At 59.4% G+C, this 23,072-nt stretch carries 12 protein-coding genes, 6 pseudogenes and 1 other annotated feature; of the genes and pseudogenes, 11 read left to right on the top strand and 7 right to left on the bottom strand.

All coding sequences use genetic code 11. The features are described 5' to 3' along the window. Window positions 1–123 precede the first annotated feature (123 nt). A pseudogene (mscK, locus tag ABOC21_RS18695) lies at window positions 124–3,470 on the top strand (mechanosensitive channel MscK). A 39-nt stretch (window positions 3,471–3,509) separates the two neighbouring features. On the opposite strand, the gene rsmS reads toward mscK, so the two are convergent. Then, window positions 3,510–3,683, bottom strand: coding sequence for a pleiotropic regulatory protein RsmS (rsmS, locus tag ABOC21_RS18690; protein ID WP_426812843.1), 174 nt, complete (start codon window positions 3,681–3,683; stop codon window positions 3,510–3,512). 14 nt (window positions 3,684–3,697) lie between these two features. Continuing rightward, window positions 3,698–4,226: pseudogene (priC, locus tag ABOC21_RS18685) on the bottom strand (primosomal replication protein N''). Window positions 4,227–4,295: 69 nt separating this feature from the next. Between priC and ABOC21_RS18680 the strand changes: the two are divergent. From ABOC21_RS18680 to ABOC21_RS18640, 9 genes and pseudogenes are all read left to right on the top strand, one after another. Further along, window positions 4,296–4,673 carry a DUF454 family protein gene (locus ABOC21_RS18680; protein ID WP_426812842.1) on the top strand — a complete coding sequence of 126 codons (378 nt, stop codon included), beginning with the start codon at window positions 4,296–4,298 and terminating at the stop codon, window positions 4,671–4,673. Between the two features lie 150 nt (window positions 4,674–4,823). Further along, window positions 4,824–5,375 (top strand): adenine phosphoribosyltransferase, encoded by a 552-nt coding sequence (gene apt / locus ABOC21_RS18675; RefSeq protein WP_426812841.1) that lies wholly within the window; start codon window positions 4,824–4,826, stop codon window positions 5,373–5,375. A 92-nt stretch (window positions 5,376–5,467) separates the two neighbouring features. Next, window positions 5,468–7,376, top strand: a pseudogene (dnaX, locus tag ABOC21_RS18670) (DNA polymerase III subunit gamma/tau). Beyond that, window positions 6,709–6,773, top strand: a sequence feature (DnaX frameshifting element). Its footprint overlaps the pseudogene before it by 65 nt. 57 nt (window positions 7,377–7,433) lie before the next feature. After that, on the top strand, window positions 7,434–7,766 hold the full coding sequence (locus ABOC21_RS18665; RefSeq protein WP_176917575.1) for a YbaB/EbfC family nucleoid-associated protein: 333 nt from the start codon (window positions 7,434–7,436) through the stop codon (window positions 7,764–7,766). Further along, entirely contained in the window at window positions 7,766–8,371 is a 606-nt protein-coding gene (gene recR / locus ABOC21_RS18660; protein WP_426812840.1) for a recombination mediator RecR, read from the top strand. Before ABOC21_RS18665 ends, recR begins: the two co-directional genes overlap by 1 nt. A 162-nt stretch (window positions 8,372–8,533) precedes the next feature. Beyond that, a pseudogene (gene htpG / locus ABOC21_RS18655) lies at window positions 8,534–10,393 on the top strand (molecular chaperone HtpG); the annotation flags it as partial. Window positions 10,394–10,600: 207 nt separating this feature from the next. Beyond that, complete coding sequence (adk, locus tag ABOC21_RS18650) at window positions 10,601–11,245, top strand: adenylate kinase (RefSeq protein ID WP_426812839.1); 645 nt, start codon at window positions 10,601–10,603, stop codon at window positions 11,243–11,245. Window positions 11,246–11,372: 127 nt separating this feature from the next. Beyond that, complete coding sequence (gene hemH / locus ABOC21_RS18645; protein WP_426812838.1) at window positions 11,373–12,335, top strand: ferrochelatase; 963 nt, start codon at window positions 11,373–11,375, stop codon at window positions 12,333–12,335. Between the two features lie 63 nt (window positions 12,336–12,398). Further along, entirely contained in the window at window positions 12,399–13,703 is a 1,305-nt protein-coding gene (locus tag ABOC21_RS18640; RefSeq protein WP_426812837.1) for an inosine/guanosine kinase, read from the top strand. Window positions 13,704–13,782: 79 nt separating this feature from the next. Here ABOC21_RS18640 and ybaL read toward each other — a convergent pair whose 3' ends face one another. Next, window positions 13,783–15,459, bottom strand: a complete 1,677-nt coding sequence (gene ybaL, locus ABOC21_RS18635; protein WP_426812836.1) for a YbaL family putative K(+) efflux transporter — start codon at window positions 15,457–15,459, stop codon at window positions 13,783–13,785. A gap of 322 nt (window positions 15,460–15,781) precedes the next feature. Further along, complete coding sequence (locus ABOC21_RS18630; protein ID WP_426812835.1) at window positions 15,782–17,002, bottom strand: MFS transporter; 1,221 nt, start codon at window positions 17,000–17,002, stop codon at window positions 15,782–15,784. Between the two features lie 163 nt (window positions 17,003–17,165). On the opposite strand from ABOC21_RS18630, the pseudogene ushA reads away from it, so the two are divergent. Further along, a pseudogene (ushA, locus tag ABOC21_RS18625) lies at window positions 17,166–18,810 on the top strand (bifunctional UDP-sugar hydrolase/5'-nucleotidase UshA); the annotation flags it as partial. 75 nt (window positions 18,811–18,885) lie between these two features. Here the strand turns inward: ushA and ybaK are convergent. From ybaK to copA, 3 genes and pseudogenes are all read right to left on the bottom strand, one after another. Further along, window positions 18,886–19,365 (bottom strand): Cys-tRNA(Pro)/Cys-tRNA(Cys) deacylase YbaK, encoded by a 480-nt coding sequence (ybaK, locus tag ABOC21_RS18620; protein ID WP_095094513.1) that lies wholly within the window; start codon window positions 19,363–19,365, stop codon window positions 18,886–18,888. Between the two features lie 201 nt (window positions 19,366–19,566). Continuing rightward, window positions 19,567–20,362 (bottom strand): annotated as a pseudogene (locus ABOC21_RS18615) (TraB/GumN family protein). Between the two features lie 143 nt (window positions 20,363–20,505). Next, entirely contained in the window at window positions 20,506–23,007 is a 2,502-nt protein-coding gene (gene copA, locus ABOC21_RS18610) for a copper-exporting P-type ATPase CopA (protein ID WP_426812834.1), read from the bottom strand. Between the last annotated feature and the right edge of the window lie 65 nt (window positions 23,008–23,072).

The raw sequence follows: 23,072 nt of genomic DNA, 5'->3' as shown, positions 1-23,072 counted from the left end.
GCCTTAAGCAGCGCGAAAAAATGCCGCTATCCGCCGCTATTCGCGCGCGGGTAGAAGTGCTATTCTGCGCGCTGCGACGACCCCCGGTATTCTCCGGCTTTTGCAATCATTCATGTTAACACTATGCTGCATACTATCCGTTGGCGAAATGCCATTTCCGCTTTTGTAATTGTACTGATATTTTTCGTCGGCAGCCTCGGCGCAACCCGGGCCTTCGCGGCGGATCTGCCCGATCGCTCTGAAGTGCAGAGCCAGCTCAATACGCTGAATAAACAGAAAGATCTCTCCCCTCTGGATAAGCTTATTCAGCAGGACCTGACGCAAACCCTCGAAACGCTCGATAAAATTGAGCGCATAAAGTCTGAGGCGGCCCAGCTGCGCCAGCAGGTCGAGCAGGCCCCGGCGAAAATGCGCCAGGCGGTCGATGGCCTGAACGCGCTCGGCGACGCGCCCGACGATGAGGCCACGCGTAAAACGCTGGGCTCGCTGTCGCTTCGTCAGCTGGAAGCCCGCGTGACCCAGAATCTGGACGAATTGCAAAACGCGCAGAATGACCTGGCGACGTACAACAGCCAGCTGGTCTCTTTGCAAACGCAGCCGGAGCGCGTGCAGAACGCGATGTATTCGGCCTCCCAGCAGCTGCAGCAGATCCGTAACCGGCTGAACGGCACCTCGGCGGGGGAAGAGACCCTGCGCCCAACCCAGCAGGAGCTGCTGCTGGCGCAGCAGGCGCTGCTGAACGCGCAGATCGATCAGCAGCGTAAAAGCCTGGAAGGTAATACCGTCCTGCAGGACACGCTGCAGAAGCAGCGGGATTACGTCAGCGCCAACAGCAACCGTCTGGAGCATCAGCTGCAGCTGCTGCAGGAAGCCGTTAACAGCAAGCGGCTGACGCTGACGGAAAAAACGGCCCAGGAAGCGATGACGCCCGATGAGACCGCGCGCATTCAGGCCAATCCGCTGGTGCAGCAGGAGCTGGAGATTAACCACCAGCTTAGCCAGCGGCTGATCTCGGCGACTGAAAACGGCAACCAGCTGGTGCAGCGCAATATTAAGGTCAAAAACTGGCTCGATCGCGCGCTGCAGTCGGAACGCGATATCAAAGAACAGATTTCGGTCCTGAAGGGCAGCCTGCTGCTGTCGCGTATCCTTTACCAGCAGCAGCAGACGCTGCCGTCAGCCGACGAGCTGGAGGATATGACCAACCGCATCGCCGACCTGCGCCTCGAACAATTTGAGGTAAACCAGCAGCGCGACGCCCTGTTCCAGAGCGATACCTACGTCGCAAAACTGGAAGAGGGGCACAGCAGCGACGTGAATCCGGAAGTCCACGACGCCCTGCTGGACATCGTGGATATGCGCCGCGAGCTGCTCGATCAGTTCAACAAGCAGCTGGGCAATCAGCTGATGATGGCGATTAACCTGCAGATTAACCAGCAGCAGCTGATGAGCGTCTCCAGCGCCCTGAAGGCCATCCTGACGCAGCAAATTTTCTGGGTTAACAGCAACAAGCCTATGGACTGGGAGTGGGTAAAATCCTTCCCTGAAGCGCTACAAGGACAGTTTAAGGCGATGAAAATCACCGTAAACTGGGAGAAAGCCTGGCCCGCCGTATTTGTGGCCTTCCTCGCCGGCCTGCCGCTGCTGCTGATTGCCGGCCTTATCCGCTGGCGCCTGCAGTGGCTGCGCGGCTACCAGGCGAAACTGGCTTCACAGGTTGGGCAACTGCGTAACGATACCCAGTCTGCATACGCCAAAAGCGATTTTCATCGATCTGATCAGAGCCCTGCCGGTGGTTCTGCTGATCCTCGCCGTCGGCCTGATCCTGCTGACCATGCAGCTCAATATCAGCGATCTGCTGTGGGCCTACAGCAAGAAGCTGGCGCTGTTCTGGCTGGTGTTTGGCCTGTGCTGGAAGGTTCTGGAAAAAGACGGCGTGGCGGTGAGCCACTTTAATATGCCGCCTCAGGCTGACCCGCCACTGGCGGCGACAGATTGTCCGCGTCAGCCTGGCGCTGCTGCCGCTGAATCTGTGGTCGGTCATCTCCGAGCTCTCTCCGCTGCGTCTGATGGACGACGTGCTGGGGCAGTTCGTTATCTTTATCAACCTGCTGCTGATCGCTGTGCTGATGTGGCCGATGTGCCGCGAAAGCTGGCGCGATAAGGAGTCGCACAGCCTGCGTCTGGTGACCGTCACCGTGCTGTCGATCGTCCCCGTTGCGCTGATGGCGCTGACGGCGACCGGCTACTTCTATACCACGCTGCGCCTGGCCGGCCGCTGGATTGAAACCGTCTATCTGGTGATGCTGTGGAATCTGCTCTACCAGACCGTGCTGCGCGGCCTGAGCGTGGCGGCCCGCCGTATTGCCTGGCGTCGCGCGCTGGCCCGCCGTCAGCACCTGGTGAAAGAGGGCGCCGAGGGTGCCGAGCCGCAGGAGGAGCCGACGATTGCCCTGGAGCAGGTCAACCAGCAAACGCTGCGTATCACCATGCTGGTGATGATCGCCCTGTTCGGCATCCTGTTCTGGGCGATTTGGTCGGATCTGATCACCGTATTCGCCTACCTCGATAGCATCACCCTGTGGCACTACAACGGCACCGAAGCGGGCGTCAGCGTGGTCAAAAGCGTCACCATGGGCAGCCTGCTGTTTGCGATAGTGGCCTCGATGGTGGCCTGGGCGCTAATCCGCAACCTGCCGGGTCTGCTGGAGGTACTGATTCTCTCAAGGCTCAACATGCGCCAGGGGACGTCGTATGCGATCACCTCAATTCTGAACTACGCCATTATCGCGATTGGCGCGATGACGGTGTTCGGCTCGCTGGGGGTCTCGTGGGACAAGCTGCAGTGGCTGGCGGCCGCGCTGTCGGTGGGTCTCGGCTTTGGCCTGCAGGAAATTTTCGGTAACTTCGTCTCCGGCCTGATTATCCTGTTTGAACGCCCGGTCCGCATCGGCGATACGGTCACCATCGGGACCTTCTCCGGCACAGTCAGCAAGATCCGCATCCGTGCGACCACGATCACCGACTTTGACCGTAAAGAGGTGATTATTCCAAACAAAGCGTTCGTGACGGAGCGTCTGATCAACTGGTCGCTGTCCGACACCGTTACCCGCGTCGTCATCCGCCTCGGCGTGGCGTACGGCTCGGATCTGGATAAGGTGAAGGAGGTTCTGCTGCAGGCCGCGCATGAGCATCCGAAGGTGATGCCTGAACCTGCGCCGTCGGTATTCTTCACCACCTTTGGCGCCAGCACGCTGGATCACGAACTGCGTCTCTACGTTCGCGAACTGCGCGATCGCAGCTACACGGTGGACGAGCTGAACCGCACCATCGATCGTCTGTGCCGCGAGAACAATATCAACATCGCCTTCAACCAGCTGGAAGTGCATCTGCGTAATGAAAAGGGTGATGAAGTCACGGAGCTGAAGCGTGAAGTGAAAGGGGACGATCCTTCCCCGATGCTTGGCTAACGGCGCCCCGGGGCGGCCGATGCGCCGCCCCGTAGCCCGCTACGGTTCCTCGTCCTGCGCCGATTCCGGCGCGTTCTTTAGCTTGTTTTCATAATCACGGCGAATGATTTCCAGCGCGCCGAGCACCGTTTGCGCGGAGACCTGGTTTTCTTCCAGCAGCATGATTAAATCGACGGCCAGTTTGACTTCATCCGGGGCGTTTTCTAGCGACATTCTCATTCCTTCTGTTAGCGCGTCAGGCGGGCCAGCACGCTCTCTATTTTTTCCAGCGCATCGCGGCAGCGGGCCAGCCGTCCGGCATAGGCATCAACCTCTTTTGCCAGGCGCTGCTGTTCATCCAGCGTCGTTGCCTGCCGCCACTGCCGCTGGCGGTCGTTGCGCATAGCCAGCAGGCGGCGTTCATACTCCTGGTGCTTCAGCCGACGCCGCTGCCAGCGCCCCAGCCCGGATGACGCGCTGTCCCAGCCTGCGCAGCGGCCAGGTCGCCGTCTCGCGGCTGATGGCGGCAATTTGCGCGCTCAGGCGCTCCGCCAGCCAGGCAACCTGCGGCAGCTGCTGGTGCGCAACGGCCTGCTGTAATTTGGCAAAATTATCCCGGGCTTCATCCAGGTAGGCCCGCATCAGCGTGCTGCGGGTACGGAACAGTTGGCGATCGAAGCGGGCGCTCAGCGTTGCATGGTTGGCCAGCGGTGCGACCTCCGCGGCCAGCCGGGCAAGCTGCTCTTCCAGCGAGTGTAAAAGCCGGGTTGTTTTCAAATAACTCCTCCCTGGTCTGATAAGCAACTGTGCTACAGTAGCCTTCTCTGCTTGATAACGATTCGCATTATGTCACGTATTATTTTAATCATCATTGGCTGGCTGGCGGTAGTGCTGGGAACGCTGGGCGTCTTCCTGCCTTTATTGCCGACGACGCCGTTTATTCTGCTGGCAGCCTGGTGCTTTGCCCGCTCGTCGCCGCGTTTTCACCACTGGCTGCTGTACCGATCGTGGTTTGGCGGCTATTTGCGCCACTGGCAGCAGTATCGCGCCATGCCGCCCGGCGCCAAGCCGCGGGCGATAGCGATGATCGTACTGACCTTTGCCATTTCCCTGTGGCTGGTTAAGCTTACGTGGGTACGCATCATGCTGCTGGTGATTCTGGCCTGCCTGCTGCTATTTATGTGGCGTATTCCGGTGGTTGATGCAAAGCAACAAAAGCGCTGATGCGCCATAATGCCTGTTGCAATTGTCGCTGACAGCCAGTAAATTCGAGCGTTTTCGAGCGCGGATACGCCTGGTCAAAGGTTAAGCAAATGTTTCCCTGGCCCGTTTGGCGCGTCCGTGAGTAACACCGTTTTGATCAGGCATAAACCTATGACCGCAACTGCACAGCAGCTTGAATATCTGAAGAACAGCATCCAAAGCATTCAGGACTACCCGAAACCGGGTATTCTTTTCCGTGATGTCACCAGCCTGCTGGAAGATCCGCAGGCCTATGCTCTGAGCATCGAGCTGCTGACCGAGCGTTACAAAAATGCCGGCATCACCAAGGTGGTGGGCACCGAAGCGCGCGGTTTCCTGTTCGGCGCACCGGTTGCGCTGGCGCTGGGAGTTGGCTTCGTTCCGGTACGTAAACCGGGCAAGCTGCCGCGGGAAACTATCGCGGAGAGCTACGAGCTGGAGTACGGCACCGACAGCCTGGAAATCCACGTTGACGCCATCAAAGCAGGCGACAAGGTGCTGGTGGTTGACGATCTGCTGGCGACCGGCGGCACCATCGATGCGACCGTCAAGCTGATCCGCCGTCTGGGCGGTGAGGTGCAGGATGCCGCTTTTGTCATCAATCTGTTCGATCTGGGCGGCGAGCAGCGTCTGGATAAGCTGGGCATCAGCAGCTATAGCCTGGTTCCGTTCCCGGGTCACTAAGCATTTCCCGATACATGGCCTCGCCGATCCGGCGGGGCTGTGATAGCATGGCCCCTTCGTGATTTCACCTTCCAGCGTTTCAGAGCCAGCCCATGAGTTATCAGGTCTTAGCCCGTAAATGGCGCCCACAAACCTTTGCTGACGTCGTCGGCCAGGAACATGTGCTGACCGCACTGGCGAACGGCTTGTCGTTAGGGCGCATCCATCACGCTTATCTCTTTTCCGGCACCCGCGGGGTAGGTAAAACCTCCATTGCGCGCCTGCTGGCAAAAGGGTTGAACTGTGAAACCGGCATTACCGCCACGCCGTGCGGCGTGTGCGACAACTGTCGTGAAATAGAGCAGGGGCGCTTCGTCGATTTGATCGAGATCGATGCCGCCTCGCGGACGAAAGTCGAGGATACCCGCGATCTGCTGGACAACGTTCAGTACGCGCCGGCCCGCGGCCGCTTCAAAGTCTACCTGATCGATGAAGTCCACATGCTGTCGCGCCACAGCTTCAACGCGTTGTTAAAAACGCTGGAGGAGCCGCCCGCGCACGTCAAATTCCTGCTGGCCACCACCGATCCGCAAAAGCTGCCGGTGACGATCCTGTCGCGCTGCCTTCAGTTCCATCTGAAGGCGCTGGACGTCGAGCAGATCCGCCATCAGCTTGAGCATATCCTCGGCGAAGAGCAGATTGCCTTTGAACCCCGCGCGCTGCAGCTGCTGTCGCGTGCGGCGGACGGCAGCCTGCGTGATGCCCTGAGCCTCACCGATCAGGCCATTGCCAGCGGCGATGGTCGCCTGACGACGGAGTCGGTTAGCGCGATGCTCGGCACGCTGGATGATGACCAGGCGCTCTCTTTAATTGAGGCGCTGGTGGCGGCCGACGGCGAGCGGGTGATGGCCGGCGTTAACGAGGCCGCGTCGCGCGGCGTTGAGTGGGAGGCGCTGCTGGTCGAGATGCAGAGCCTGCTGCACCGCATCGCGATGGTACAGCTGTCGCCCTCGGCGCTCGGCGCCGAAATGGCCGCGATAGAGCAGCGGATGCGCGAGCTTGCGCGCACCGTGCCGCCTGCCGATGTACAGTTATACTATCAGACGCTGCTGATTGGCCGTAAAGAGCTGCCCTATGCCCCGGACCGGCGCATGGGCGTCGAGATGACCCTGCTGCGTGCGCTCGCTTTCCATCCGCATAAGCCGCTGCCCGAGCCGGAGACCCGGCCAGTGCCGGCGGTAGCCGCCGCGCCAACGCAGGCCGTGGCGGCGGCGCCGGTTCAGCCGCCGCCGCCGCAGAATTTGCCGCAGAATACCAGCCAGGTTCTGGCGGCGCGCAGCCAGTCTGCAGCGTAATCAGGGAGCACCCAGCCCAAAAAAGAGTGAGCCGGCAGCCGCATCCCGCGCGCGGCCGGTGAATAACTCTGCGCTGGAGCGTCTGAGTTCGATTACCGAGCGCGTGCAGGCACGTCCTGCTGCAGCGGCGCTGGAGCAGGCCCCGGCCAGGAAAGAAGCCTATCGCTGGAAATCGACGACTATCGTCGAAACGGTGAAGGAAGAAGTCGCCACGCCGAAGGCGCTGAAGAAAGCGCTGGAGCATGAGAAAACCCCGGAGCTGGCGGCAAAACTTGCCGTTGAGGCGGTTGACCGCGATAGCTGGGCGGCGGAAGTTAACCAGCTTGCGGTGCCGAAACTGGTTGAGCAGGTGGCGCTCAACGCGTGGAAAGAGCAGGATGGCAGCCGTATCTGCCTGCATCTGCGCCCGAGCCAGCGGCATCTCAACTCCGCGGGTGCGCAGCAAAAGCTGGCGGAAGCGCTCGGCGTTTTATACGGCGCGCCGGTTGAACTGACCATCGTGGAAGACGATAATCCCGCGATGCGCACGCCGCTGGAGTGGCGGCAGGCAATTTATGAAGAGAAGCTCACGCAGGCGCGTGAAGCGATTATTGCGGATAACAACATTCAGACGCTGCGCCGATTCTTCGATGCGGACCTGGATGAAGAGAGTATTCGCCCCATTTGATGACAAGTTCGACTTGCCATCATCATCCTTAACGATGACCTACTGAGAGAGAAGCCTATGTTTGGTGGAAAAGGCGGCCTGGGTAACCTGATGAAGCAGGCCCAGCAGATGCAGGACAAAATGCAGAAAATGCAGGAAGAGATCGCGCAGCTGGAAGTGACCGGTGAATCCGGCGCGGGGCTGGTTAAGGTCACCATCAACGGCGCGCACAACTGCCGTCGCGTGGAGATCGATCCAAGCCTGCTGGAAGATGACAAAGAGATGCTGGAAGACCTCGTGGCTGCGGCCTTCAACGACGCGGCGCGCCGCATCGAAGAGACCCAGAAAGAGAAGATGGCCTCCGTCTCTTCCGGTATGCAGCTGCCGCCTGGCTTTAAGATGCCGTTCTGATGCAAACCAGCCCGCTGTTAACTCAGCTTATGGAAGCGCTGCGCTGCCTGCCGGGCGTTGGCCCGAAGTCGGCGCAGCGCATGGCGTTTACGCTACTTCAGCGCGATCGCAGCGGCGGGATGCGTCTGGCGCAGTCATTGACGCGCGCGATGTCGGAAATCGGCCACTGTGCCGATTGCCGCACCTTCACCGAGCAGGAGGTGTGCAATATTTGCAGCAACCCGCGCCGCCGGGAGAACGGGCAGATCTGCGTGGTGGAGAGTCCTGCGGACATCTACGCTATTGAGCAGACCGGGCAGTTCTCCGGCCGCTACTTCGTCCTGATGGGCCACCTGTCGCCGCTTGACGGCATCGGACCGGATGACATCGGGCTTGACCGCCTGGAGCAGCGGCTGCGTGACGAATCGCTGCAGGAAGTGATCCTTGCCACCAACCCCACGGTGGAAGGCGAAGCGACCGCCAACTACATTGCCGAACTCTGCGCGCAGTACGGCGTAGAGGCCAGCCGCATCGCCCACGGCGTGCCGGTCGGCGGCGAGTTGGAGATGGTTGACGGCACCACGCTGTCGCACTCCCTCGCCGGACGGCATAAGATTCGGCTGTAGCCCGACGTTCAGGCTGCGGGCGCGCGAGCTGCCTGCAGCCTGAATTATTTAGAGTATCAGGGCATTTTTCGCGGCCGTTGCTTGAAAAATTTTCCTCCCGTCCCCATCTCACACTCAACGGTTTTTTTACCATTAAACATGGCATTGTTGAGGTTAAGCTAGATGAAAGGACAAGAAACTCGCGGTTTTCAGTCAGAAGTAAAACAGCTTCTGCACCTGATGATCCATTCCCTCTATTCCAATAAAGAAATCTTCCTGCGCGAGCTTATTTCCAACGCCTCCGATGCGGCCGACAAGCTGCGCTTTCGCGCGCTGTCTCAGCCGGATCTCTACGAGGGCGACGGTGAGCTGCGCGTGCGGGTCTCTTTTAACAAAGACGACCGCACCCTGACCATCGCCGACAACGGCATCGGTATGAATCGTGACGAGGTTATCGATCATCTTGGGACGATTGCCAAATCCGGCACTAAATCGTTCCTCGAATCGATGGGTTCCGATCAGGCCAAAGATAGCCAGCTGATCGGTCAGTTTGGCGTCGGCTTCTACTCCGCGTTTATCGTTGCCGATAAGGTGACGGTACGCACGCGCGCCGCGGGCGATAGCGCCGACAACGGCGTATTCTGGGAGTCCGTCGGCGAAGGCGACTACACCGTCGCCGATATCACCAAAGCCGATCGCGGGACTGAGATCACCCTGCATCTGCGCGAAGGCGAGGATGATTTCCTCAACGACTGGCGCGTACGCTCAATCATCAGCAAATACTCCGACCATATCGCGCTGCCGGTAGAGATTGAAAAACAGGAAGAAGTTGACGGCGAAACCGTTATCTCCTGGGAGAAAATCAACAAGGCGCAGGCGCTGTGGACCCGCAATAAGTCGGAAATTAAAGACGACGAATACCACGAATTCTATAAGCACATTGCCCACGACTATAGCGATCCGCTGACCTGGAGCCACAACCGCGTCGAAGGCAAGCAGGAGTACACCAGCCTGCTGTACATCCCGTCCCAGGCGCCGTGGGATATGTGGAACCGCGATCATAAACACGGCCTGAAGCTGTACGTTCAGCGCGTCTTCATCATGGACGACGCCGAGCAGTTCATGCCTAACTACCTGCGCTTTGTCCGCGGCCTCGTTGATTCCAACGACCTGCCGCTGAACGTATCGCGCGAAATCCTGCAGGACAGCAGCGTCACTCGCAACCTGCGCAGCGCGCTGAGCAAGCGCGTGCTGCAGATGCTGGAAAAGCTGGCGAAAGACGATGGCGAAAAATATCAGACCTTCTGGCAGCAGTTCGGCCTGGCGCTGAAAGAGGGACCGGCGGAAGACGCCGCGAACCAGCAGACCATCGCTAAGCTGCTGCGCTTCGCCAGTACGCATACCGACTCCGCCGCGCAGACCGTGTCGCTGGAAGAGTATGTCTCGCGCATGAAAGAAGGGCAGGAGAAGATTTACTACATCACCGCCGACAGCTATGCCGCCGCGAAGAGCAGCCCGCACCTCGAGCTGCTGCGTAAGAAGGGCATCGAAGTGCTGCTGCTCTCTGACCGCATCGATGAGTGGATGATGAGCTACCTGACCGAGTTCGACGGCAAGGCGTTCCAGTCGGTGGCCAAAACCGACGAGTCGCTGGATAAGCTGGCGGACGAAGTCGATGAAAGCACCAAAGAGGCCGAAAAGGCGCTGGAGCCGTTCGTTGACCGCGTGAAAACGCTGCTGGGCGAGCGGGTGAAAGAGGTCCGCCTGACCCATCGCCTGACCGATACGCCGGCCATCGTCACCACCGATGCGGACGAAATGAGCACCCAGATGGCGAAGCTGTTCGCCGCTGCGGGCCAGTCGGCGCCGGAAGTGAAGTATATCTTCGAGCTGAACCCGGCTCATCAGCTGGTTAAACGCGCTGCGGATACCCAGGATGAGGCGCAGTTTGGCGAATGGGTTGAGCTGCTGCTCGATCAGGCGCTGCTGGCCGAGCGCGGTACGCTGGAAGATCCTAACCAGTTTATCCGTCGCATGAACCAGTCTGCTGGCGTCGTAATTATCTCCCTCCATCCTCTCTCCCGATACGGGGGAGGGGATTTGCCCCAACCTTGTGAAATACCCTCTTCAGCCAAAATAAACTGCCCATTAACCGTTTCAGCCGCTCCGCCTTCCTTGAGCCATCTGCGTTCTGGTGGTATGGTTTAGCGTTTTTGAAAAATAGAATCGACTTTTGAGGGGATTTTCGTAATGCGTATTATTCTGCTTGGCGCTCCGGGCGCGGGTAAAGGAACTCAGGCTCAGTTCATCATGGAGAAATACGGTATTCCGCAAATCTCTACCGGTGACATGCTGCGCGCGGCTGTGAAATCTGGCTCTGAGCTGGGTAAGCAAGCTAAAGACATTATGGACGCCGGCAAGCTGGTGACCGATGAGCTGGTGATTGCGCTGGTGAAAGAGCGTATTACTCAGGAAGATTGCCGCAACGGTTTCCTGCTCGACGGCTTCCCGCGCACCATTCCCCAGGCTGACGCCATGAAAGAAGCGGGCATCGCCGTTGACTACGTTCTTGAGTTTGACGTGCCGGACGAACTGATCGTCGATCGCATCATCGGCCGCCGCGTCCACGCCGCTTCCGGCCGCGTTTACCACATCAAATTCAACCCGCCGAAGGTTGAAGGTAAAGACGACGTGACCGGCGAAGAGCTGACCACTCGTAAAGACGATCAGGAAGAGACCGTGCGTAAGCGCCTGGTGGAATATCATCAGATGACCGCGCCGCTGATCGGCTACTACCAGAAAGAAGCGCAGGCGGGCAACACCCGCTACGCCAAAGTTGATGGCACCAAAGCCGTGGCTGAAGTCCGCGTTGAGCTGGAAAAAATCCTCGGTTAATCCCGTCCGTTCTCATCCCGTTTTGGCGGGATGAGAACACCTCTCATTCTACCTTTTTCTATGATTGGTTCCGTTTAGCGCCATTTCAGCTACAATTGGCTGCGATTCAAATGGTTAAGAGGCGGTAATGCATCAGACGAAAACAGGTATCTTGCTGGCCAATTTAGGCACTCCCGATGCGCCCACCCCCGACGCGGTGAAGCGCTATCTGCGACAATTTCTGAGCGATAAGCGGGTCGTGGATACGCCTCGTCTGCTGTGGTGGCCGCTGCTGCGCGGCGTCATCCTCCCCCTGCGCTCACCAAGGGTGGCGAAGCTTTACCAGTCGGTATGGATGGAAGAGGGGTCGCCGCTGATGGTCTACAGCCGTCAGCAGCAGCAGTCGCTGGCCGCCAGACTGCCGGGAACGCCGGTGGCGCTGGGGATGAGCTACGGTTCGCCGTCGCTGGCAAGCGCGGTGGATGAGCTGCTGAGCCAGGGCGTTGACCATATCATCGTGCTGTCGCTTTATCCCCAGTACTCCTGCTCCACCGTTGCGGCGGTATGGGATGAGCTGGCGCGGATCCTCGGCAAAAAACGGGCGATCCCCGGGATCTCCTTTATCCGCGATTATGCCGACGACGCGGGCTATATTGCCGCGCTCGCCGCCAGCGTTCGCGCCTCGTTTGCCGAACACGGCGAGCCGGACGTGCTGCTGCTCTCCTATCACGGCATTCCGCAGCGTTACGCCCGCGAAGGGGACGACTATCCGCAGCGCTGCCGCGACACCACCCGGGAGCTGGTTTCCGCGCTGGATCTCCCTCCCGAGCGGGTGATGATGACCTACCAGTCGCGCTTTGGCCGCGAACCGTGGCTGACTCCGTACACCGACGAGACGCTGAAAATGCTGGGCGAGAAGGGCGTGAAGCACGTCCAGGTTCTCTGCCCCGGTTTTTCCGCCGATTGCCTGGAGACGCTGGAGGAAATCGCCGTGCAGAACCGCGAGTTCTTCCTCGAGGCCGGCGGGCGGAAGTATGAGTATATTCCGGCTCTCAACGCCGAGGCCGCGCATATTGAGGTGATGGTTAATCTGACGGCAGCGTATCGCTAATCGCGTGCGGCACGGGGAATATGCTACTATTCCCAGCCTGTCCACTGCCACTAAATCACCACTATGAAATTTCCCGGTAAACGCAAATCTAAACACTACTTTCCCGTCAATGCCCGCGATCCGCTGCTGCAGCAAATTCAGCCGGAAAATGAAGCCGCTATTTCCTGGGTGGTCGGCATCGATCAGACGCTGGTGGATATCGAAGCGAAAGTGGATGAGGCGTTTATTGCGCGCTACGGCCTCAGCGCCGGCCATTCGCTGGTGATTGAAGATGATATCGCCGAGGCGCTTTATCAGGATCTGCTGCGCAACGAGCTGATCACCCATCAGTTTGCCGGCGGCACCATCGGCAATACCATGCACAACTATTCGGTGCTGGCGGACGATCGCTCGGTGCTGCTCGGCGTGATGTGCAGCAATATCGACATCGGCGGCTACGCCTATCGCTATCTTTGTAATACCTCCAGCCGTACCGATCTTAACTATCTTCAGGGCGTGGACGGGGCGATCGGCCGCTGCTTCACCCTGATCGGCGACTCCGGCGAACGCACCTTCGCCATCAGCCCGGGGCACATGAATAAGCTGCGTCCGGAAAGTATTCCGGAAGAGGTGATTGCCGGCGCTTCAGCGCTGGTCCTGACCTCCTATCTGGTGCGCTGCAAGCCCGGCGAACCGATGCCGGACGCCACGATGAAAGCGATTGAGTACGCGAAAAAACACGACGTGCCGGTGGTGCTGACGCTGGGCACCAAATACGTGATTGCCGATAACCCGCAGTGGTGGCAAACCTTTCTGAAGGACAATGTCTCGATCCTGGCGATGAACGAAGAAGAGGCCGAGGCGCTGACCGGGTTTGCCGATCCGCTGCTGGCTTCGGATAAGGCGCTGGAGTGGGTGGATCTGGTGCTATGCACCGCCGGGCCTGCGGGCCTGTATATGGCCGGCTTCACCGAAGACGAGGCGAAACGTAAAACCCAGCATCCGCTGCTGCCGGGGGCCATTGCCGAATTTAATCAGTATGAGTTCAGCCGCGCGATGCGCCATCAGGATTGTCAAAACCCGCTGCGTATCTACTCGCACATTGCCCCGTACATGGGCGGGCCGGAGAAAATCATGAATACCAACGGCGCCGGCGACGGCGCGCTGGCGGCGCTGCTGCACGATATTACGGCGAATAACTACCATCGTAACAACGTCCCCAACTCCAGCAAGCACAGGTGCAGGTGGCTGACCTACTCCTCGCTGGCGCAGGTGTGCAAATACGCGAACCGCGTCAGCTATCAGGTGCTGAATCAGCACTCGCCGCGTTTAACCCGCGGACTGCCGGAGCGTGAAGACAGCCTCGAAGAGGCGTACTGGGACCGCTAGGCGCGTTTCCCTCGCCGCAGGGGGAGGGAAATCGTTTGACAGGAGTGCGCCCTCCGCCGAGGCGAGAGGGCGGCAGAGTTTAGCCGGTAACCACTTCCCCCGCCGGCGGCGTTTCCAGCAGCAGCAGCATGGCGCGGGCGATTTCCCGCTCGCCCATCACCACCTGGTTCGCGCCGCGTTCGATAATATAGTCCACTTCGTCATCGTAGTGCGCGCGGGCGATAATCTCGATATTCGGGCATTTCTCACGCGCTGAGGCGACGATTTCTCCCGCCTCGTAGCCGTTGGGGATGGTCAGCAGCAGCCAGCGGGCGCAGTCCAGATGCGCCAGATTCATAATCTCTTCGTTTGCCGCATTGCCTAGCACCGCGCGGATGCCGCGCTCGCGCAGCTCGTCCACGCGGGTGCGCGAGGTTTCGATAACCACCAGCGGAATCCCCTGGGCCATCAGCTTCTCGCCGAGCAGGCTGCCGACGCGGCCGAAGCCCACCAGCAGCGCGTGGTTGCAGATATCGACCGGAATTTGCTTCTCTTCTTCCAGCACCTCTTCGAGTGTTTGCTCGTCGAGGGTTTCGGTTTTATCGAGGTATTTTTCCAGCAGCGCGAACAGCACCGGGTTGAGCATAATGGAGATAATCGCCCCGGCCAGCACCAGGTTTTGCCCGGCCTGCGGCAGCAGATCCAGCGCCATGCCGAGGCCGGCGAGGATAAAGGCGAACTCGCCGATTTGCGCCAGGCTGGCGGCGATGGTCAGCGCGGTGCGCGGGGAGTGGCCGAACATCCGCACGAGGAAGAAGGCCACTACCGACTTACCGAAGATGATAATCGCCAGCGTTGCCAGCACCGCCAGCGGCTGCTCCAGCAGGATCATCGGGTCGAACAGCATGCCAACGGAAACAAAGAACAGCACCGCGAACGCGTCGCGAAGCGGCAGCGTATCGTGAGCGGCGCGGTGGCTGAGCTCGGATTCGTTCAGCACCATGCCGGCGAAAAATGCGCCGAGGGCGAAGGAGACATCAAACAGTTCAACCGCGCCGAAGGCAATCCCCAGCGCCAGCGCCAGCACCGAAAGCGTGAACAGCTCGCGCGAACCGGTGGCGGCGCTGCGCGACATAATCCACGGCACCAGGCGGCGGCCAACCAGCATCATAATGGCGATAAAGGCGATAACTTTGCCGATGGTGATGCCCATATCCACGGCCAGCGACGCCAGGCCGACGTCGCCTTTTTCCGTCATTCCGGCGACGGCGGGCAGCAGGACCAGCGTTAGCACCATCACTAAATCTTCGACGATTAGCCAGCCGATGGCGATTTGCCCTCGCTGACTATCAATAAGCTGGCGTTCCTCCAGCGCGCGCAGCAGCACCACGGTACTGGCGGTAGAAAGACACAAACCAAAAACGATACCGGTCATCAGCGACCAGCCGAGCATTGCGGAAAGCGCCATACCTAGCAGCGTTGCCACGCCTATCTGGGCAATCGCGCCGGGAATGGCGATCGACTTTACCGCCATTAAATCTTTTAAAGAGAAATGCAGACCGACGCCGAACATCAGCAAAATGACCCCAAGCTCGGCCAGCTCTGGCGCCAGTTTGGTGTCCGCAACAAAACCCGGGGTAAAGGGGCCGGAGAGTACGCCCGCTAATAAATAGCCCACCAGTGGAGAAATACGTAGCTTATTGGCAATCATGCCAAAGATAAAAGCGAGGACCAGCCCGCCGACAATGGTGGTGATAAGCGGTGTTGCGTGGTGCATTCCGTCTCCTTGCATGTGGTGAGCCAATCCATTTTCGGTCTAAAGCACACCATCCTGCTGGCCGTTTCGGCCTGGCTTCGCGCGTTTGCTTAGCCCGCGGCCTTGATGCAACTCGAATGATATTGCGCATAAACCTAAAAAACTGAGTAATAGTTTATGACACTTTTAGCGGATTTGTTTATGAATAATTATTGAATTCTTCTAAAAACTGGAATTATCCCGCAAAAAAGCACAGATCGGAAAACAGGGCAGGTAATGTTGGGGCGATCCCGATGGGCTAAGGGATTACGGCGGTCAAATTTTCACTTTGGTCGCCGTATAATCACGCTTTTTGGTGATTGTTAGGGAGGAATATCGTCAATATACCCAGCAGAGGCAGGAAAGCGCAGATTTTATAGACCAGCTCGATGCTGGTATGGTCGGCCAACAGCCCCAGCACCGCGGCTCCCAGGCCGCCCATCCCGAATGCAAAACCGAAGAACAGGCCGGAAACCATGCCAATTCGACCCGGTAATAGCTCCTGAGCGTAAACCAGAATCGCAGAAAACGCCGATGCGAGGATAAAACCAATAATCATGGTCAAAATCCCCGTCCATTCGAGGCTGGCATACGGTAAAATAAGGGTAAACGGCGCTACGCCGAGGATTGAGCCCCAAATTACGTATTTCCGCCCAATTTTATCGCCGACAGGCCCGCCAATCACTGTTCCTGCGGCAACCGCGAACAGGAAGATAAACAGGTGAATCTGCGCGTTTTGCACCGATAAGCCAAACTTATCCATCAGATAAAAGGTGTAATAGCTGCTAATGCTCGCCATATAGAAGTATTTCGAGAAAATAAGCATCAGCAAGATGCTTACCGCCAGAATAACCTTATTTTTGGGCAGCGGATTGGTGATGACGGCCTTAGGTTTACCCTTGTTCATCCGATGCTGCGCGGCGTACCAGCGGCTAATTTGCGACAGCACGACGATGGCCAGCAGCGCGGCGAGCACGAACCAGGCGACGTTGCCTTTACCGTAAGGGGCAATGATAACCGCCGCCAGCAGCGGGCCCAGAGAGCTGCCAAAGTTTCCGCCAACCTGGAATAGCGACTGGGCAAGACCGTGGCGTCCGCCGGAGGCCATGCGCGCCACCCGCGAGGATTCCGGATGGAAGACCGAGGAGCCGGTACCGACCAGCGCGGCGGCCAGCAGCACCGTGCCAAAGCTTCCCGCCAGCGCCAGCAGCACCAGCCCGCAGAGGGTAAAGCACATGCCGACGGGTAGCGACCACGGCATCGGATGCTTATCGGTCAGATAGCCCACCACCGGCTGCAGGAGCGAAGAGGCGAGCTGGAAGGTGAGGGTGATCATGCCGATCTGCACGAAGGTGAGGGAAAACTCCGATTGCAGCAGCGGGTAGATCGCCAGGATCAGCGACTGGATCATGTCGTTCAGCAGGTGGGAAAGGCTGATGGCCCCCAGAATACCAAACGAGGTGCGCGCTTTTTGCGGCGGCGCAGCGGAGCCGGATAGGGGTTGAGCGGTCTGATTCATTGCCATAGATTCACTTAAAGGTTCTTATTAGAGGATGCAGGTAGAATTATTATCCGACTAACATACCCGCGCCTAAGGTTTGAAGGAAGCCGCAATTCTGAAAACATATTTGTCTAATCGCTTAACTCGCTATACTTTCGGCACTTGTTATTAAATCAGGGAGAGAAACATGCAATTTGTGAAACGCGGCGTGGCGCTGGCGCTATTGGCGGCGCTATCGCTGGGAAGCCTGTCAGCGCAGGCCTATGAGCAGGATAAAACCTACAAAATCACCATTCTGCATACCAACGATCATCACGGGCATTTCTGGCGTAGCGATTACGGCGAATATGGCCTCTCGGCGCAAAAAACGCTGGTGGACGGTATTCGTAAAGAGGTCGCCGCCGAGGGCGGCAGCGTACTATTGCTGTCCGGCGGCGATATTAATACCGGGGTTCCGGAGTCTGATTTACAGGATGCGGAACCCGATTTTCGCGGCATGAACCTGGTTGGCTACGACGCTATGGCGGTGGGTAACCATGAGTTTGATAATCCCCTCAGCGTGCTGCGCCAGCAGGAGAAGTGGGCTAAATTCCCGTTCCTGTCGGCCAATATTTACCAGAAAAGCACCGGTGAGCGCCTGTTTAAGCCCTGGGCCCTGTTTAAGCGCGGCGGACTGAATATCGCGGTGATTGGCCTGACGACGGACGACACCGCCAAAATTGGCAACCCGGAGTACTTCACCGATATTGAATTCCGCAAGCCGGCGGAAGAAGCGAAGCTGGTGATTCAGGAGCTGCAGCAGAATGAAAAGCCGGACGTGATTCTGGCCACCACCCATATGGGCCACTATGACAACGGCGAGCACGGTTCGAATGCGCCGGGTGACGTGGAGATGGCGCGCAGCCTGCCTGCCGGCGCGCTGGCGATGATCGTCGGCGGCCATTCGCAGGACCCGGTATGCATGGCGGCGGAGAATAAAAAGCAGGTGGATTATGTTCCCGGTACGCCGTGCGCGCCGGACAAGCAAAACGGTATCTGGATCGTCCAGGCGCACGAATGGGGCAAATACGTGGGCCGCGCGGATTTTGAATTCCGCAACGGCGAAATGAAGCTGGTGCACTATCAGCTGATCCCGGTCAACCTGAAGAAAAAGGTGACCTACGACAACGGCCAGAGCGAACGCGTGCTCTATACGCCGCAGATCCCGGAAAACGCGCAGATGCTATCGCTGCTGACGCCGTTCCAGAATAAGGGCAAAGCGCAGTCTGCAGGTGAAAATCGGCAGCGTCAACGCTCATCTTGAGGGCGATCGCAGCAAGGTGCGCTTCGTGCAGACCAACATGGGGCAGCTGCTGCTGGCGGCGCAGATGGCGCGCAGCGGCGCCGATTTTGCGGTGATGAGCGGCGGCGGTATTCGCGACTCTATCGAAGCCGGAGATATTACCTATAAAGACGTGATGAAGGTGCAGCCGTTCGGCAACGTGCTGGTGTACGTCGATATGAACGGTCAGGAGGTGACGGAGTATCTCACCGCCGTGGCGCAGATGAAGCCCGATTCCGGGGCCTATCCGCAGTTCGCCAACGTCAGCTTTGTGGCGAAAGACGGCAAGCTGAATGATTTGAAAATCAAAGGCCAGCCGGTCGATCCGACGAAAACCTACCGCATGGCGACCCTGAGCTTTAACGGCACCGGCGGCGACGGCTATCCGCATATCGACACTAAGCCAGGCTACGTCAATACCGGCTTCATCGACGCCGAAGTGCTGAAGGAGTATATCCAGAAGAACTCCCCGCTGGACGCGGCGGCGTTTGAGCCGAAAGGCGAGGTGAGTCTGGCAGTAACGGAGCCGCGCCGCTCGCCGGGTTGTGGCTTTGACCCGGCCAGCGGCGCGAGGCGGCTGGAGAGATTAATCGCGGCGGGCGATATCGGCGAACTTCGCATCCAGGATTTTCGCCAGATCGCTGGCCGCCAGCTCGATATCCAGCCCGCGCTTGCCGCCTGAGATATACATGGTGGCAAACTCCTGTGCCGGGGCGTCAATCACCGTCGGCAGACGCTTTTTCTGCCCAAGCGGGCTGATACCGCCGACCAGATAGCCGGTTACCCGCTGCGCCACCATCGGGTCGGCCATATCCACTTTCTTCGCGCCCAGCGCTTTGGCCACTTTTTTCAAATCCAGCTGACCGGCAACCGGGGTGACCGCCACGGCCAGATGCTTCATATCCCCGTTGAGCGCCACCAGCAGCGTTTTATAAACCCGATCGGCGTTCAGGCCGAGTTTGCGCACCACTTCGTCGCCGAAATTGGTTTCGCCGGGATCGTGATCGTAGCTGTGGATCGTAAAAGCAATTTTGTTTTTTTCGAGTAATTTAACGGCGGGAGTCATCGTTATCCTTCTTACCAACCGATCTAATGTACGTTAAGCATACGCCTGATGATTGTGTAAAAAATAGTACCATCTTGCGCAATAGTATTGGCAGTGATGGTCACTTTGAGCGACAATCGAACGATCCGAGGTGCAAATCTCGGGATAATAATAATGATGAAATTCCTCTTTGACGGGCCAATAGAAATATTGGCCATTTTTTTACGTCAGCATATCAGGCAGGTTCCCTTCACCGTATAAATGCAGCGCGCCGACGGCGACAACGTAGCGCCCCGGAGGCAGAGCCAGCAGCGTTTCGCGCCAGGCGAGGTTGCGCTGATGCATCAGAACATCGTACAGCGACTGGCTAAAGGTCGTGGGCAGCGAGGTCGCCCCTTTTGCCGGCGGCTGCTCCAGCCACCAGCCGATCATCACCTGCAGAAGACGGGCGTTGGTTCGCCAGTGGGTCAGCGTATCTTCCAGCAGCGCCAGCCCGCCGTCGGGCAAATCGCGAAGCAGCGCTATCTGGCTATCGGTTCCCTCCAGCTCCATCACCCGCACGCGGTTTTCGCGCGCCGCCATCAGCAGACTGATAGTCGATCCCGTAATCCGGACGAAGCCCCAGCTTTTGCGCCTGGGTTGCCTGCAGCGCCATGGCAACCTGCCACAGCGGCTGGCTGTCGAAAATGGCGGTTGCCAGCCCCAGCTCCGCGGCGCGGGCTTCCAGCTCAACGATCCGTTCGGCGCTCAGGCGCTCGGCCAGCGGCGGATAGGCGGGGAGGTTGCTGAAGGGCGTCTCGTTACCGGTAATGTCGGCTTCGACAATCAGCGCATCGGCCTGGCGAATTTTTTTCAGCAGCCTCGCCGGCGGCGGCGACATATCGCGGGTGCCCATATGAATGCTGCCGACGAGATGCAGATAGCGTCCGCCGGGGAGGGTAACATCCAACGCCGGCCAGGAATAAGACGAGCCAACGGCGGCTCGCCACAGCATTTTTATTCGGTTTAACAGGCCCATACGCGCTCCGCAATGTGAAGAACTCATGCTAGCGCGCGCGGCCGGGAGGCGCAAGCGTGGGCGGGGGGATAAGCGTGCGGTAGCCCGGACAGGGCGTGATGCCGCTATCCAGGATGGCTCCAGGTTCGGGTCCGCGTGAGAGTTTACTCTTTTGGTTTAAAGCGCAGCAGCCGGTTGGCGTTGCTCACTACGGTAATCGAGGAGAGCGCCATCGCCGCCCCGGCAACCACCGGGTTGAGCAGCGTACCGGTGAGCGGCCAGAGGATCCCGGCGGCAATCGGAATGCCCAGCGAGTTATAGACAAAGGCGCCCAGCAGGTTCTGCTTCATATTACGCAGCGTGGCTTTGGCAATGGCCAGCGCGTCGGCGACGCCGTTCAGGCTATGGCGCATCAGGGTAATCGCCGCCGTTTCAATGGCGACGTCGCTGCCGCCGCCCATCGCAATGCCGACATCGGCCTGTGCCAGCGCCGGGGCGTCGTTAATGCCATCGCCGACCATCGCGACCTGATGCCCCTGGCTTTGCAGGCGCTTGATGGCATCGGCTTTACCGTCCGGCAGGACGCCGGCAATCACCTCGTCGATACCCGCTTCTTTGGCGATAGCGTTGGCGGTGACCGGGTTATCGCCGGTGAGCATCACCAGACGGTAGCCCAGGCGATGCAGGCGGGCCAGCGCCGCCACGCTGTCGCCGCGCAGCGGATCGCGAATGGCGATCAGCGCGGCAACCTCGCCGTCTACCGCCAGCAGCACCGGCGTGGCGCCCTGCGCGGCCTGAGCGTTGAGGTCGCTTTCCGCCGCGTCGGTGGCAATATTCTGCTCGTTGAGCAGCGCCTGATTACCGAGCAGGAGACGATGGCCGTCGGCCTCGCCGCTCACCCCCAGCCCGCGTAGGGTACGGAAGTTCCCAACTTCCGGCAGCGCGTTATCCGCCGCTTTGTCGAGGATCGCCCGCGCCAGAGGATGGCTGGAGCCCTGTTCCAGCGCGGCGGCCAGGCGTAAAGCGGCCGCCTCATCGATAGCGGTAAAGGTTTTCACCGCCACAACCTGCGGTTTCCCTTCGGTCAGGGTTCCAGTTTTATCGAATACGACGGTATCCAGCTGGCTGGCGCGCTGCAGCGCATCGGCGTCGCGCACCAGCACGCCGTACTCCGCCGCCCGGCCGACGCCGGAAATAATCGACATCGGCGTTGCCAGGCCCAGCGCGCAGGGGCAGGCGATAATCAGCACCGTGGTGGCGATGATCAGGGTATAGACGATTTGCGGCGCCGGGCCGAAGAAGTACCAGATTGCCGCGCTGAACAGCGCAATGACCACCACCGTCGGGACGAAGACGGCGGAAATTTTATCCGCTAGCTGGCCGATTTCTGGTTTACTGCTCTGCGCCTGGCGCACCATACGGATAATTCGCGCCAGCGTGGTCTGACTCCCTACGGCGCTGGCGGTAAACAGGACGCTGCCATCCTGCACCACCGTACCGGCATGCAGGGGATCTCCGTCGCTTTTCTGCTGCGGGATCGGTTCGCCGGTCAGCATGGCTTCATCCAGCCAGGCCTCGCCCTGGGTGATGGTGCCGTCAACTGGCACCCGGTCGCCGGTGGTCAGGCGCAGGGTCATACCGGGCAGAACTTGCGCCAGCGGTACGCTTTTTTCACCCTCAGGCGTGACCACCCGCGCCGACGGCGGCGTCAGGTCGAGCAGTTTTTCCAGCGCCCGAGAAGATCGCTGCCGGGCGCGGGCTTCCAGCATATGGCCGAGGTTAATCAGACCGATAATCATGGCGCTGGCTTCATAATAGAGGTGGCGAGCTTCCATCGGGAACCACTGCGGCCACAGGTTGACGCTCATTGAGTAGAGCCAGGCGACCCCGGTGCCCAGCGCCACCAGCGTATCCATAGTGGCGGTGCCGTTTCTCAGGCTTTTCCAGGCGCTGCGGTAGAAGTGGCCGCCGGCAAAGACCATCACCGCCAGGGTGACCAGTCCGATAGCCAGCCACAGCGAGCGGTTGTCGTCGGTGACCATCATGTTGTCACCGAGCATTCCCCACACCATCAGCGGAACGCCCACCAGCAGGGCGACGATCGCCTGCCAGCGGAAGCGTTTCATGGTGGCGATGGCGGTTTCCTGCTGGCGCTCGCGGCGCTGCAGATCGTCTTCGATAGCCTCGGCGCCATAGCCTGCCTTCTCCACCGCCAGCACTAATTCTGCGGCGGACGCGCTGCCCATGACCAGCGCAGTGCGTTCCGCCAGGTTTACCCGCGCCTGCGCGACGCCCGGTACCGCGGCAAGCGCCTTCTGTACCCGGGAAACGCAGCTGGCACAGCTCATGCCGTTGATCAGCAACTGTTGGCTGTCATCGGTATCATGGGCTGCCGGAAGCTCGGGAGAGGCCGCTGTCGGTGCTTCCGACGGGAGTGTTGATTCCGCCAGCGGTTTAGCCTTTGGGCGGCTGAGCTCCGCGCCGTATCCGGCTTTCTGAATCGTGTCGATCAGCGCTTCGGCGCTGGCGCTACCGGTGACGTGCGCTTCGGTAGTGGTGACGTCCGCCAGTTCAACGTCAGGACGCTGCTCCAGGCTCTCTTTTACGCGTTTGACGCAGTGGCCGCAGGTGAGGCCATCGAGCGTCAGGTCGATGGTTTGTGACATAACAAACTCCTTTATTACGTGGATGAGCTGACGGTGATAAAGGTTAAACCTTCCAGCAAGGGGAA

Source organism: Klebsiella sp. WOUb02 (assembly GCF_050058015.1).
Lineage (GTDB): Bacteria > Pseudomonadota > Gammaproteobacteria > Enterobacterales > Enterobacteriaceae > Klebsiella.
This window is presented reverse-complemented; position numbering and strand designations above follow the sequence as displayed.

Coding starts and splice junctions, on each gene's coding strand:
- ABOC21_RS18640 (WP_426812837.1), top strand. CDS start 12,399: ATGAAATTTCCCGGTAAACGCAAATCTAAACACTACTTTCCCGTCAAT.
- ABOC21_RS18680 (WP_426812842.1), top strand. CDS start 4,296: ATGTCACGTATTATTTTAATCATCATTGGCTGGCTGGCGGTAGTGCTG.
- copA (WP_426812834.1), bottom strand. CDS start 23,007: ATGTCACAAACCATCGACCTGACGCTCGATGGCCTCACCTGCGGCCAC.
- hemH (WP_426812838.1), top strand. CDS start 11,373: ATGCATCAGACGAAAACAGGTATCTTGCTGGCCAATTTAGGCACTCCC.
- ybaL (WP_426812836.1), bottom strand. CDS start 15,459: ATGCACCACGCAACACCGCTTATCACCACCATTGTCGGCGGGCTGGTC.
- apt (WP_426812841.1), top strand. CDS start 4,824: ATGACCGCAACTGCACAGCAGCTTGAATATCTGAAGAACAGCATCCAA.
- ABOC21_RS18665 (WP_176917575.1), top strand. CDS start 7,434: ATGTTTGGTGGAAAAGGCGGCCTGGGTAACCTGATGAAGCAGGCCCAG.
- rsmS (WP_426812843.1), bottom strand. CDS start 3,683: ATGTCGCTAGAAAACGCCCCGGATGAAGTCAAACTGGCCGTCGATTTA.
- ybaK (WP_095094513.1), bottom strand. CDS start 19,365: ATGACTCCCGCCGTTAAATTACTCGAAAAAAACAAAATTGCTTTTACG.
- recR (WP_426812840.1), top strand. CDS start 7,766: ATGCAAACCAGCCCGCTGTTAACTCAGCTTATGGAAGCGCTGCGCTGC.
- adk (WP_426812839.1), top strand. CDS start 10,601: ATGCGTATTATTCTGCTTGGCGCTCCGGGCGCGGGTAAAGGAACTCAG.
- ABOC21_RS18630 (WP_426812835.1), bottom strand. CDS start 17,002: ATGGCAATGAATCAGACCGCTCAACCCCTATCCGGCTCCGCTGCGCCG.